This window comes from Streptomyces sp. MCA2 (genome assembly GCF_023544705.1).
GTDB lineage: Bacteria > Actinomycetota > Actinomycetes > Streptomycetales > Streptomycetaceae > Streptomyces > Streptomyces decoyicus.
Window position 1 is genome coordinate 1 of record NZ_JAMJFM010000097.1, and the last position, 13,372, is coordinate 13,372.

General features: G+C 71.5%; 9 protein-coding genes. 2 read left to right on the top strand and 7 right to left on the bottom strand.

The features are described 5' to 3' along the window. Positions 1-666 precede the first annotated feature (666 nt). The 3 genes from M8I34_RS40440 to M8I34_RS40450 form a co-directional block, all read right to left on the bottom strand. Positions 667-1,995 (bottom strand): class I SAM-dependent RNA methyltransferase, encoded by a 1,329-nt coding sequence (locus M8I34_RS40440; RefSeq protein ID WP_030993529.1) that lies wholly within the window; start codon positions 1,993-1,995, stop codon positions 667-669. A 374-nt stretch (positions 1,996-2,369) separates the two neighbouring features. Then, a complete protein-coding gene (locus M8I34_RS40445; RefSeq protein WP_250058073.1) occupies positions 2,370-4,421 on the bottom strand; it encodes an APC family permease in 2,052 nt (683 codons plus the stop codon). Between the two features lie 371 nt (positions 4,422-4,792). Further along, positions 4,793-6,751, bottom strand: a complete 1,959-nt coding sequence (locus M8I34_RS40450) for an NAD(P)-binding protein (RefSeq protein ID WP_250058076.1) — start codon at positions 6,749-6,751, stop codon at positions 4,793-4,795. Positions 6,752-7,080: 329 nt separating this feature from the next. Between M8I34_RS40450 and M8I34_RS40455 the strand changes: the two genes are divergently transcribed. Together M8I34_RS40455 and M8I34_RS40460 are read left to right on the top strand one after the other, a co-directional pair. Continuing rightward, positions 7,081-7,749 (top strand): TrkA family potassium uptake protein, encoded by a 669-nt coding sequence (locus M8I34_RS40455; RefSeq protein ID WP_018093582.1) that lies wholly within the window; start codon positions 7,081-7,083, stop codon positions 7,747-7,749. Continuing rightward, a complete protein-coding gene (locus tag M8I34_RS40460; RefSeq protein ID WP_026170356.1) occupies positions 7,746-8,417 on the top strand; it encodes a TrkA family potassium uptake protein in 672 nt (223 codons plus the stop codon). Before M8I34_RS40455 ends, M8I34_RS40460 begins: the two co-directional genes overlap by 4 nt. 148 nt (positions 8,418-8,565) lie before the next feature. Here the strand turns inward: M8I34_RS40460 and M8I34_RS40465 are convergent, their stop codons facing one another. From M8I34_RS40465 to M8I34_RS40480, 4 genes are all read right to left on the bottom strand, one after another. After that, entirely contained in the window at positions 8,566-9,450 is an 885-nt protein-coding gene (locus tag M8I34_RS40465) for a DUF3159 domain-containing protein (protein WP_250058074.1), read from the bottom strand. A 3-nt stretch (positions 9,451-9,453) separates the two neighbouring features. Then, positions 9,454-9,852, bottom strand: coding sequence for an OB-fold nucleic acid binding domain-containing protein (locus M8I34_RS40470; protein ID WP_030088861.1), 399 nt, complete (start codon positions 9,850-9,852; stop codon positions 9,454-9,456). A 117-nt stretch (positions 9,853-9,969) separates the two neighbouring features. Then, complete coding sequence (locus M8I34_RS40475) at positions 9,970-10,653, bottom strand: response regulator (RefSeq protein WP_030993540.1); 684 nt, start codon at positions 10,651-10,653, stop codon at positions 9,970-9,972. Positions 10,654-10,732: 79 nt separating this feature from the next. After that, the gene (locus M8I34_RS40480; protein ID WP_250058075.1) at positions 10,733-13,285 is read right to left on the bottom strand and encodes a sensor histidine kinase KdpD; all 2,553 of its coding nucleotides are present in this window, start codon (positions 13,283-13,285) and stop codon (positions 10,733-10,735) included. Positions 13,286-13,372 lie beyond the last annotated feature (87 nt).

Below are 13,372 nucleotides of genomic sequence, written 5' to 3' on the forward strand. Positions count from 1 at the left end.
TCAAGCGGCGGGATGGCTGCCGTGGGGCCTGTCGGCTCCGTGGCAACTCGAAGAACCTACACGATCCGATGGGTGCGGCACGACTTGGGGGCACGTCCGCGATGGTTCGAGCTGTCCCGGACCGCAAGGTCACCGGACCACCTGGCCACTGGGGCACCCACAAGGCAGTCGTATTGCGATGGTCTGTCCCGGATCGGCGCACTCGCAACGGTAGGCCGCCTGCGAGGGGGACCGTGATGGACGCATTGAGCGTTGGTGCTGTCCTCCCCCTCAGCTGAGGGTTTCGCCGCTGTCCAGAAGGTGCGCCGAGCGCCGCCGCTGCGGCCGCGGCCGCGGCCAACAGTGCCTCGTCGATCTCGGCGGCCCCGTCGGAAGAGCTGGAGCATACAGACGAGGGCACCGCCTGAGACGCCTCAAGAGCTGTTCCTCATAGGACCAGAGGGCGCCCTAGTCCCTGGACCACGCCTCCCCTACTGGAGGTGCCAGCGCCCTGGTGCCTGGCACTGGAGTGCCAGGCACCAGGCGCCGAGGGTTGCGCCGTGCACCCGACCGACCGCGGAACCACGCCGCACCACGGCTTGCGGCGTGCTCACCACAAGGACGGCTGTTGGCGGCGTTCTGCCGCGTCGCCCATGCGCACATAGCGCGCACGGGGCAAGCCGCAGGTCAGGCTCCCTTAGTCGCCTTCTCCAGCACCACGACGCACTCCACATGGTGGGTCATGGGAAACAGATCGAACGCCCGCATCCGTCGCGGTCGGTAGCCCGCCTCGCTGAAGTACTTGAGGTCGCGAGCCAGAGCGGCCGGGTCGCATGCCACGTAGGCGATGCGGCGGGGGGTGAGGGAGGCGAGGTGGGTGACCGTCTTCTTGCCGGCGCCGGCGCGGGGTGGGTCGAGGACGACGAGGTCGACGTCGGTGATGCCGGTGCGGGGCAGGATCTGGTCGACCTTGCCGTGCTCGATGCGTACGCGGTCGAGGTCCTGGAGGTTGTGACGGGCGTCCTCGACGGCGCGCTTGCCGGATTCGATGCCGAGGACCGCGCCCTTGTCACCGACGCGTTCGGCGAGGGCGCCGGCGAAGAGACCGACGCCGCAGTACAGGTCGAGGGCCATATCGCCCTTCTTGGGCATCAGGCCCTGCATGACGGCCTCGACGAGGAGGTCGGCGGCCTTCGGGTGGACCTGCCAGAAGCCGCCGTTGCCGACCCGCCAGGTGCGGCCGGCGGCGCGTTCGCGGACGAAGGGGCGGCCGTGGACGCGGTGGACCTGTTCGTCCTTCTCCCCGATGCGTAGGACGGAGACGGGCTTGTCGAGTTCGACGATCGGGAGGCGGCCGCCGGGCTTGGGGGTGAGGATGACCTGGCGGTCGTGGGAGCCGGTGGCGGCGATTGCCTCGACGGTGGCGATCTGGGGCCACTCGCGCTTCTCGATGCCCAGTTCGGAGACCTCCGGGGCGGCGATCATGCAGTGGGTGACCGGCTCGACGTCGTGCGAGCGGTGCTTGCGCAGGCCCGCGTGGCCGTCGGCGTCGACGGCGTACTGGACGCGGGTGCGCCAGGCCGGCACCTCGCCCTTGGCGACCTTGTCGCCGGGGGCGGGCTCGACCGTGCCGTCCCAGTGGGCGTCGTCCGGCGACAGCCCGGCCAGCCGCTCCAGCTGTTCGGCGATGACCGAAGCCTTCAGGCGGCGCTGGGCGCCGGGGGCGGCGTGCTGCCAGTCGCAGCCGCCGCACTTGCCGGGGCCGGAGAACGGGCAGGGGGCCTCGACCCGGTCCTTGGAGGGGGTGTCGATCGAGACGGCGTCCGCGCGCAGGAAGCGGGCGCCCTCCTCACCGTCGGTGACCCGGGCCGTGACGCGCTCGCCGGGCAGGGCGTGCCGTACGAAGAGGACCTGGCCCTCGTCGGTGCGGGCGATGCAGTGGCCGCCGTGTGCGACAGGGCCGACCTCGACCTCGTACTCCTCGCCGACCAGCGATTTCTTCGGTTCTGCCTGCATGGCGGGAGGGCTCCTGAGGTGGGTGGTGCCGGGGCGGTACGGCGGGATGCCGACCGTCAAGTCTACGTCCCACCGTGTCATGCCCCGGCCCTGTGATTCGCCCAGGTGGTGCCCGTAGGGGGCACTGCCCCGTGCTTCGTGGAGGTCGTGACCCGTAGGGGCGTGCCCTCCCTACGGACTGCTCGGCAGCCGTGCCCCGCGGCGGGTGGCGCGGCCCGCACCGCTCGTGGGTTTGCGCCGCCCGCGTCCCTAGCCCGTCGCGTCCTGCCCGGCAGCCGCGCCCTCGCGGGCTTGTGTGTGGCCCGCACCTCTCGGGGCTTGTGCTGCCCGCACCCCTGGCCCGGTCGCCGTCCCGCCCGGCAGCCACGCCCCGCCTACTTCTTCGTGGCCGCCTTTTCCTTCTTCGGCTGGGCGACCGGTCCGCGGCGGACCGCACCCGGGGCGTTCCACTCCGCGCGCTTGCGGGCGCGCAGCTTGGCGGCCTCGGAGGAGTCCAGCTGCCAGGGCACGGAGGTGACCATGACGCCGGGGGTGAACAGCAGCCGGCCCTTGAGGCGCAGGGCGCTCTGGTTGTGGAGGAGGTGTTCGTACCAGTGGCCGACGACGTACTCCGGGATGTAGACGGAGACGGCGGCGCGCGGGCTCTCCCGGCGCAGCGACTTGACGTAGTCGATGATCGGCCGGGTGATCTCGCGGTACGGGGAGGCCAGGACCTTCAGCGGCACCTCGATGCCGCGGCGCTCCCACTCCTCCCGCAGGGCCTTGGTGTCGGCCTGGTCCACGTCCACGCTGACCGCTTCGAGGGTGTCGGAGCGCATCAGCTTGGCGTAGTTCAGGGCCCGCAGGGTGGGCTTGTGCACCTTGGAGACCAGGACGAGGGAGTGCACCCGGGAGGGGCGGACCACGTCGTCGTCGGGGGTTTCCTCGGCGGCGATCTCGTCGGCGACCCGGTCGTAGTGGCGGCGGATCGCGGACATCGTCACGAAGAAGATGACCATGCCGAGGAGCGCCACCCAGGCGCCGTGGGTGAACTTCGTCAGGAGGACGACGACCAGGACCAGGCCGGTGAAGAAGGCACCGAAGGCGTTGATGGCGCGGGAGCGGTGCATCCGGCGGCGCTTGGCCGGGTCCTGCTCGGTGAGCAGGTGGCGGTTCCAGTGACGGACCATGCCGATCTGGCTGAGCGTGAAGGAGACGAAGACGCCGACGATGTAGAGCTGGATAAGGCGGGTGGAGTCCGCGCCGTAGAGGTAGACGAGGATCGCGGCCGCGCCGGCCAGCAGGACGATGCCGTTGGAGAACGCCAGGCGGTCGCCGCGGGTGTGCAGCTGGCGCGGCAGATAGCGGTCCTGGGCGAGGATCGAGCCGAGCAGCGGGAAGCCGTTGTAGGCGGTGTTGGCGGCCAGGAACAGCACCAGGGCGGTGGCGGCGGCGAGCACGATGAAGAGGAACGAGCCGTTGCCGAAGACCGCGGAGGCGACCTGCGAGATGACCGGGTCCTGGGTGTAGCCGGCGCCGAGCGGCTTGCCGTTCTCGAACAGGTCCTTGGCGGGGGTCTCCGCCATCCTGACGTGGGTGGCCATGGCCAGGCCGATGATGCCGCAGAACATGGTGACGGCCAGGCCGCCCATGAGGGCCAGGGTGGTCGCGGCGTTCTTGGACTTCGGCTTGCGGAAGGCCGGGACGCCGTTGGAGATCGCCTCGACGCCGGTGAGCGCGGCACAGCCGGAGGAGAAGGCCCGCAGCAGCAGGAAGACCAGGGCGAAGCCGGCCAGGCCGCCCTGTTCGGCGTGGATGGTGAAGTCGGCGGTGGGGGCCTTCATGGTGTCGCCCAGGACGACGCCGCGGATCACACCCCAGATGATCATGATGAAGACGCCGGCCACGAAGACGTAGGTCGGGATCGCGAAGAGCTTGCCCGACTCCTTGACGCCGCGCAGGTTCATCAGCGTCAGCAGCACGATGATGGCGACCGCGCACAGGGTCTTGTGCTCGACGACGAACGGGATCGCGGAGCCCAGGTTCTCCACTCCGGAGGAGATGGAGACCGCGACGGTCAGTACATAGTCGACGAGCAGTGCGCTGGCGACCGTGAGACCGGCCTTGGGGCCGAGGTTGGTGTTGGCGACCTCGTAGTCACCACCGCCGCTCGGGTAGGCGTGCACGTTCTGCCGGTACGACGCGACGACGGTGAACATCAGCACCACGACCGCGACCGCGATCCAGGGGCTGAAGTTGTACGCAGACACACCCGCGACGGACAGGACGAGCAGCACCTCGCCCGGCGCATAGGCCACGGAGGAGAGCGGGTCGGAGGCGAAGACGGGGAGTGCGATGCGCTTGGAAAGCAGGGTCTCCCCGAGCTTGTCGCTGCGCAGTGCGCGCCCGATCAAGATCCGTTTGGGCACGTCGGTCAGTTTGGACACGCAGAGGATGCTAAGCCTTCGTCAAGGCCTAAGCCCACCCGCTACCGGAACGGGTGGCTTGGACGGGGAGCGCGGCGGCGCGAGCGGGGCGCGTCCGGCCTGCTGAGGGGGCCTCGCACCCCCTCGCCTCCACAAGATCCGCACGTCGGGCGCACGGCATGTCCCCGGCAGCCCGTCCCCCGTGGGATTCGTCACGGAGATGACGCGAGCCGTCACGAGAATGACGAGGCCCGTCACGAATTGACGTCACCCGTCACGGAGCGCGACGTGCGGGTCACAGTGAGGTGACCGTGACGGGTCATGGCCTGGTCATGTGGAAGGTCGTGGGACGGCTGGAAGGTCGTGGGACGTCGCTGCCGCAGTCACCGCAGTCACCCCTGGCGTGCCACGGCGCCCGCGGGCCGGGGACGCCGGGCGTGCAGATCGCCCAGCCCCTGCCGGGTGGCGACCAGCAGCACCCGGTCCTGCGGCCGGAGGACATAGCCGTCGCCGAGCTCGTGCGCCAGATGCGCCGGCTCGCGCTCGGCGTCCGGCGAGGCCGCGGCGGGCGTGCCGTCCGTCTCCGGGCCGTCGGGGGCGGACGTGTCGACCGCCAGCACCCGCAGCCGCCCCGGCCGGAGCACCTCGGCGACCGTGCGGCCCTCCAGCGCCGTATGGCCGCGTACCTCGACGCGGGCGACCAGCAGGACCTGGCGCTCGACCGGGATGGCCCCGAGGATCTGCCGGCCCATCATCGCGCCGGCGAAGGCGGGCGCGGCCAGATACGTGACGCTCCGGCTCCGGGTCAGCGCCCGCGGATGGGCGGCGCGCAGGGTGCGGTAGACGGCCGTGGCGAACCGGTCGTCGAACAGCCGCAGGGTGACCCGCAGCCGCGGCTTGACCGAGCGGGCGTAGAGGGCGGCCTCCAGATTGGTGGTGTCCTCACTGGTCAGGGCGAGCAGGGTGGCCGCCCGCTCGATCATCGCGGCTTCCAGGACACCTTCTTGTGTGACATCGCCCAGTACGGTCGGCACCCGCAGCCGGCGGGCCAGCGCGATGCCCCGTGCGTCCGGGTCCCCCTCGATACACACCACGGGGATGCCCATCTCGTGCAGCCGCGCCAGTACCCGGGTGCCGACCTTGCCGAGGCCGAGCAGCACCACATGACCCGACAGACCGCGCGGCGGGCGGCGCAGCGCCGAGGCACTGCGGAAGGTGCCGAGGCCCTCGAACGCCGCCGCGACCAGCACCGGCAGCAGCAACAGCCCGGTCAGCCCGGACAGCAGTTGCAGCACCTTACGGGGCGTCGGATCGTGGATCGCCGGCTCGTTGATCGCAAAGAGGTCCAGCAGCGAGAGGTAGGCGGCGTGCACCGGATCCTCGCCGGTGGTCAGGGACCCGGCGACGGCGAGCGCCACCACCGCGCCGACGACCCCGGCCAGGGACCAGCGCAGCCGCCGGGAGAAGAGCGAGGCGAGCGGCGCGCCCCGGCCGCGCAGTCCGCGGGGGCGCACCGGCCGCCCCGTATAGGAGACGGTCTCCAGGACGACGGTGCCGCAGCCGACGGCTTCCGCTGCCGCGGCGTCGTCCGGCAGCAGCACGGGCCCCTCGTCGCCGCGAGCCGAACTCGGCGCCTCCGCCGGGTCATTGGCGGAGGCGGACAGCAGCGCCAGGGTGCACAGCCCCGGACCGCCGGGCCGCCCCGGAGGCACCGGCGCACGCTCCACAGCGCGCAGCAGCAGCCCGTCCGCCTCGATGACCTTGCTGGTCCCGGCGACCGCGGTGGCCGCCAGCGCGGGGGCCACGGTGTCGGCGTCGGACAGCACGGTCGTGGACGCGTCGTCGGCCTCCGCGTCCCCGGCGTCCTCGGTGCCCAGTGCGGCGACCGCCGCCGCCTGGTCGAGCAACTCCTCCAGATGCTGGCCGAGTTTGCGGTTGTAGAGCCGGATGACCAGCCGCAGCCGCGGGTTGAGCCGGCGGGCGCGCAGCGCGGCGTGGATATTGAGCTCATCGTCGTCATAGACCAGCGCCAGCGCGCCCGCCTCGACGATGCCCGCCTCGGCCAGCGCCGCGTCATCCGGCTGCGCCGCTTCCAGGACCCGTACGGTCTCCTCCGGCGGTTCCGCGCCGTCGGCGGCCTCCTCGGGCGGCAGCGGCGTCGTACGCGTCATCGCCGCCGACACCCGGCCCAGCAGCGCGCCGGCCCGTTCGAGGGCGCGGGCCGGTGGCGGAATACGGGGGCGGTGCCGCTCGCGGGCGGAGGGGACGACGAGCGTCACCCGTTCGCCGTAGACGTCCCGGAGTTCGGCGGCGAGCCGATGCGCCAGGGCATCGTCGCCGCAGACCACCATGTGCGGGGTGCAGTAGCCCTGTTGGGGCTGGAGAGGCAGGTTGGGCACACCTCGTAGCCTGCCTTACGGGCGCCGGACGGCGCAGCACGGCGCGGGATGCCGTCGCGCGGACGGGGCGGATCCGCATCCGACCACGGCCCACCGCGCCCCGTACCAGGAGCGCCATTACGGCTACGGTTGTACCGGACCACGGTGCGCCCAGCGCCCCCGCTGACGCGCCCGGTCCTGTCACGAGCCGTGGCTCCGTGTCGCCGGTACTGGGAGAAGAAAGTAGTGAGCAGGGTGTTTGTGCAGGTCAGCGCGCTAGTACAGGGCACGGGGTAATCAGCATGCACATCGTCATCATGGGGTGCGGGCGCGTGGGCTCCGCGCTTGCGCAGACCCTGGAGAGCCAGGGGCACACCATCGCCGTGGTGGACCAGGACCCGACGGCGTTCCGTCGCCTGGGTTCGTCCTTCGGCGGCCGCCGGGTGACCGGCGTCGGCTTCGACCAGGACACGCTGCGCGAGGCCGGTATCGAGGAGGCGGGCGCGTTCGCCGCCGTCTCCAGCGGTGACAACTCCAACATCATCGCCGCCCGGGTGGCCCGTGAGATGTTCGGTGTCGAGAATGTGGCGGCCCGTATCTACGACCCGCGCCGCGCCGAGGTCTACCAGCGTCTCGGCATCCCGACCGTCGCCACCGTCCGCTGGACGGCCGACCAGATGCTGCGCCGGCTGCTGCCGTCGGGCGCCGAACCGCTGTGGCGGGACCCCAGCGGCGGCGTCCAGCTCGCCGAGGTGCACACCGCCGCCTCCTGGGTCGGACACAAGATCAGCACCCTCCAGGAGGAGACCGGCGTCCGCGTCGCCTTCCTCACCCGGCTGGGCGAGGCGATGCTGCCGACCTCGCAGACGGTGCTCCAGGAAGGCGATCTGGTGCATGTGATGATGCGCACCGACGAGGTCGAGAAGGTCGAAGCGGCATTCGCCACGGGTCCTGAGGGGGCGCACGCATGAGGGTCGCGATTGCGGGCGCCGGCGCGGTGGGCCGTTCCATCGCCGGCGAGCTGCTGGAGAACGGGCACGAGATCCTGCTCATCGACAAGGCGCCGACCGCCATCTCGGTCGAGCGGGTGCCGCTGGCGGAGTGGCTGCTGGCCGACGCCTGCGAGATCACCTCGCTCGACGAGGCGGCGCTCCAGCGCTGCAACGTCGTCATCGCGGCGACCGGCGACGACAAGGTCAACCTCGTCGTCTCGCTGCTCGCCAAGACCGAGTACGGCGTGCCGCGGGTGGTCGCCCGGGTCAACAACCCGAAGAACGAGTGGCTGTTCAACGAGTCCTGGGGCGTCGATGTCGCGGTCTCCACGCCGCGTCTGATGTCGGCCCTGGTCGAAGAGGCGGTGAGCGTCGGTGACCTGGTACGGCTGCTGCGCTTCAGCCACGGTGACGCCAACCTCGTCGAGTTGACGCTGCCCCCGGAGGCCGCGCTGGCCGGCACCCGGGTCGGCGATGTCGAGTGGCCCGAGGACACCTCCCTGGTGACGATCATCCGCGGTACGCGGGTGCTCACGCCCAACAAGGAGGACGCGCTGGAGGCCGGCGACGAGCTGCTGTTCGTCGCGGCCCAGTCGCGCGAGGAGCAGCTGGAGGACCTGCTGTCGATGCGGCGCGAGGACGCGTAGCACCGTCCGGCGGTCCGCCGGGCACGCGGCGCACGGCGGCCGTCCGCCGCCGGGGCCGCACCACCGGCCGGACACCAAACGCCGGGGGCCCGGGAACCAAACGGTTCCCGGGCCCCCGGCGTTGGTGTGCGTGCCGTCCGCCGGTGTGTCAGCGCCGGTGACGGGCCCGCCGCGGCCGCTCGCTGGCGGCGTCCTCGGCGGCCTCGGCCGCCATGCCCTGGTAGAGGTCGTCGGCCACCCGGTCGAGCACCTCGCGCTCGCCGCGGCGCCGCTCCTCCGCCTCCTGCTCGGCCTTCTCCTTCGCCTCCATCTCCGCGAAGACGTCGATCGGCGGCGGGGCCTTCGCCAGGAAGACCCACGTGAGATAGACCGCGAGCAGGAACGGCGGGATCTTCAGCGCGATCAGCACCCAGCCGAGCTGGGTGGTGTCCGCCCACCAGTACAGCGGGAAGAGGATCGCGCACTTGGCGAAGAGGATCAGTCCCCAGGCCCAGCTGGCCTTGGCGTACGCCTTCTTGCGGCCCGGGTTGCGGGTGCGCCAGGAGAGGTTCTCCTTGAACACCGGCCCCAGGATCAGCCCGATCAGCGGGACACCCGCGAGCGTGGTGAGCATGTAGGCGAGGGCCAGCCCGAGGGTGTAGAGCATGCCCGGCAGGTAGAAGTCCTTGGCGTTGCCGGTCATCATCGCGAAGACCACGCCGAAGGCCACGCCGAAGACGCCGCTGAAGGCGTGCTTGACGGTGTCCCTGCGGATCAGGCGGACCGCCGCCAGCACCAGCGAGACGGCCAGTGCGGCGATCGCCGAGATGTGCAGGTCCTTGTTGAGCGTGAAGATCGTGACGAACAGCAGGCCGGGGACCACGGTCTCCACCATGCCGCGCACGCCGCCGAACGCCTCGAACAGCGCCGCCTCGGTCACCTGCCTGCCGTCGGCGGCTCCTTGGGCGCCCTGGTCGGGCGGAACGGGTGTGGGGTCTGCGGAGGCATCGGGGGCGGCATCCGCGTCAGTGGTCGGTCGGTCGTGAGACGTCACCGGCTACTCCTGTCCGAGCGGTCGGAGTTCGTACTTCGGATTGAAGAGCACCCGGCGTCCGTGGCTCAGGGAGACCCGGCCCGAGGCGATGAGCTTGCGGCCCGGCTCGATCCCGACGATGGAGCGGCGTCCGAGCCACACCACGTCGAGCGCCGCGGAGCCGTCGAACAGCTCCGCCTCGAGCGCGGGCACACCGGCACGGGGCCGCAGCGTGACATGCCGCAGGGTGCCGGTGACCTTCACTATCTGCCGGTCGTCGCAGTCGCAGATACGGGTGCACCCCGCGTCCTGCGCATCCTGCTGTAGCTCGGCGGACTGCAACTCCTCCTCGGAGGAGGACAGCCTGTCGAGCAGCCGGCGGAAGCGACCGGCCGGCTTCTCGGAACGGGTCCCAGCACTCATAGCCCCAGCGTACCGGTGGCCGGGTTCCGGGATCACGGCCCGCACACGGAGTTCGCACCCGCCTCACAAAGCCGCGCCCGGCCGCGGGGGCCTGCGGGCCCGGCCGAAGCCGCCGCCTCACTGCTCGAAGCGGTACCCCATCCCCGGCTCCGTGATGAAGTGCTTCGGGTGCGAGGGATCGCTCTCCAGCTTGCGGCGGAGCTGGGCCATGTACACCCGCAGATAGTTGGTCTCCGTGCCGTACGAAGGCCCCCAGACCTCCTGGAGCAGCTGCTTCTGGCTGACGAGCCGGCCCGCGTTGCGGACCAGGACCTCCAGCAGATGCCACTCGGTGGGGGTCAGCCGGATGTCCCGGCCGCCGCGGTTGACCTTCTTCGCGGCGAGATCGACGGAGAAACCTTCCGTCTCCACGATCACCTCGGCGTCGGCAGGACCGGTCGGCTCGGCCCTGCGCACCGCCGCCCGCAGCCGGGCCAGCAGCTCGTCCATGCCGAACGGCTTGGTGACGTAGTCGTCCGCGCCGGCGTCCAGCGCCTCCACCTTCTCGTCGGAGGTCTGCCGCGCGGAGAGCACCAGGATCGGCACCCGCGTCCAGCCCCGCAGCCCCTTGATCACCTCGACGCCGTCCATATCGGGCAGGCCGAGGTCCAGGACGATGACATCGGGATGGCGGGCGGCCGCGAGCTTGAGCGCGGTGGCCCCGTCGGGGGCGGCGTCGACCTCGTATTTGCGCGCCTTCAGGTTGATCACGAGGGCGCGGACGATCTGCGGCTCGTCATCGACCACAAGCACCCGGTTCACTGGCGTTCTCCTCGTGGTGTCGTCTGCCGGCGGGGCGGGCCCGCCGGGCGTGGGGGGAAGGTGGTCCGTGCGGCCCGGCTCATGTCGTGGCCTGGGCGGGGAGGTCGGGCGTGATCTGCGGGCCGCCGGGGGCGGCCCGGAGGGTGAGGACCATCGTCATTCCGCCTCCGGGGGTGTCCTCCGCGGCGAGCGTGCCGCCCATCGCCTCCGCGAAGCCGCGCGCCACGGCCAGCCCCAGGCCCACGCCGGCACCGCGCGGAGCGTCGCCGTAGCGCTGGAAGGGCTCGAAGATCCGGTCCTTGGCGCTGTCCGGCACGCCCGGGCCGCGGTCGGCGATCCGCAGCTCCACCCGCTCGCCGAGCGCACTGGCCGAGACCAGCACCACCGCGCCGTCCGGGCTGTACTTCACGGCGTTCTCGACGAGATTGGCCACCGCGCGCTCCAGCAGCCCCGGATCGACGGCGACGATCGGCAGCTCCTCGGGGATGTCGAGGGTGACGCTGTCCTCCGGCACGCCGCCGAGCGCCATCGGCACCACCTCGTCGAGGTCGGTCTCGCGGATCAGCGGGGTGACCGTGCCGGTCTGGAGCCGGGACATGTCCAGAAGATTGCCGACCAGGTGATCCAGCCGGTCGGCGCCCGCCTCGATCCCGGCCAGCAGCTCCGCCTCGTCCTCCGGGGACCAGGCGACGTCGTCGGAGCGCAGGGAGGTGACGGAGGCCTTGATGCCGGCCAGCGGGGTCCGCAGGTCGTGGCTGACCGCGGCCAGCAGCGCCGTTCTGATGCGGTTGCCCTCGGCGAGCGCCCTGGCCCGCTCGGCCTCGCCCACCAGCCGCTGCCGGTCCAGTACGACGGCGGCCTGGGCGGCGAACGCGGCCAGCACCCGGCGGTCCTCCGCGGGCAGCACCCGGCCGGTCAGCGCCAGCGCCATGTGGTCGCCCACCGGCATGTCGACATCGGCGTCCTCGGGGCGCAGCAGCGGCGTGCCGTGGTCACTGCCGGCCCGGCCCGCGCAGGTCCACGGTTCGACGTCGCCGGCCCGCTCCAGCAGCGCCACCGTCTCCATGCCGAAGGTCTCCCGCACCCGCTCCAGCAAGGCGTCCAGGGTCGTCTCACCACGCAGCACACTGCCCGCGAGGAACGACAGGATCTCCGACTCGGCGCGCAGCCTGGCGGCCTGGTGGGTGCGGCGGGCGGCGAGGTCCACCACGGAGGCGACCGAGACGGCCACCGCGAAGAAGATCACGATCGCGACGAGGTTCTTGGGGTCGCTCACCGTGAGGGTGTGGGTGGGAGGGGTGAAGTAGAAGTTCAGCAGCAGCGAGCCGGCCGCTGCCGACGCCAGCGCCGGCAGCTGCCCGCCGAGCAGCGCGGCCACCACGGTCAGGAAGAGGAAGAGCAGCACGTCGTTGGCCAGACCGGGACCGTTCCCGATCCCGGTCAGCAGCAGCGAGAGCAGAACCGGGCCGGCGACGCCGACGAGCCAGCCGGCGATGATCCGGGTCCGCCCCAGCCGCGCACCGCGCGCCACCGGCAGCCCCCGGCCCTTGGCGACCTCGTCATGGGTGACGATGTGCACGTCGAGATCGGGCCCGGACTCGCGGGCGACGGTCGCCCCCACACCCGGCCCGAAGATGTACTGCCAGGCCTTGCGGCGGCTCGACCCCAGCACGATCTGGGTGGCGTTCACCCCGCGCGCGAAGTCCAGCAGCGCGCTCGGTATGTCGTCCCCGATGACGTGATGGAAGGTGCCGCCCAGATCCTCCACCAGCGTCCGCTGGACGGCGAGTTCCTTCGGCGAGGCCGAGGTCAGCCCGTCGCTGCGGGCGATGTAGACGGCGAGCACCTCGCTGCCCGACCCCTTGGCCGCCACCCGGGCCGCGCGGCGGATCAGCGTACGGCCCTCGGGCCCCCCGGTCAGTCCGACGACGATGCGCTCACGCGCCTGCCAGGTGGAGCGGATCGAATGCTCCGCCCGGTACTCCTGCAAATACTCGTCCACCCGGTCGGCGACCCACAGCAGTGCCAGCTCACGCAGCGCCGTGAGGTTGCCCGGCCGGAAGTAGTTGGACAAGGCGGCGTCCACCTTGTCGGACTGGTAGATGTTGCCGTGCGCCATACGACGGCGGATCGCCTGGGGCGACATGTCGACAAGCTCGATCTGGTCGGCCCTGCGGACGATCTCGTCCGGCACGGTCTCCCGCTGCCGCACGCCCGTTATCGACTCGACGACATCCCCGAGTGACTCCAGATGCTGGATGTTCACCGTCGAGATCACATCGATCCCGGCTTCCAGCAGCTCCTCGATGTCCTGCCAGCGCTTGCCGTTGCGCGAACCGGGGACGTTCGTGTGCGCGAGCTCGTCGACCAGCGCCACGGCCGGCGCGCGTTCCAGGACCGCGTCCACGTCCATTTCGGTGAAAACCGCGCCACGGTACTCCAGCTCGCGGCGCTGGATCTGCTCCAGCCCGTGCAGCATGACCTCGGTACGGGTCCTGCCGTGATGCTCGACGAACGCCACGACGGCGTCCGTGCCCCGCTCCACGCGCCGGTGCGCCTCGGACAGCATCGCGTACGTCTTGCCGACGCCCGGTGCCGCGCCGAGATATATCCGTAGCTTGCCGCGTGCCATGGCCCCATTGTCTTACGTGAAAGCCGCCCCCACCGGGCTGAACCTGCTGCGACCCTACCGACCGAACAAGGGGGCAAAAGGGGCATT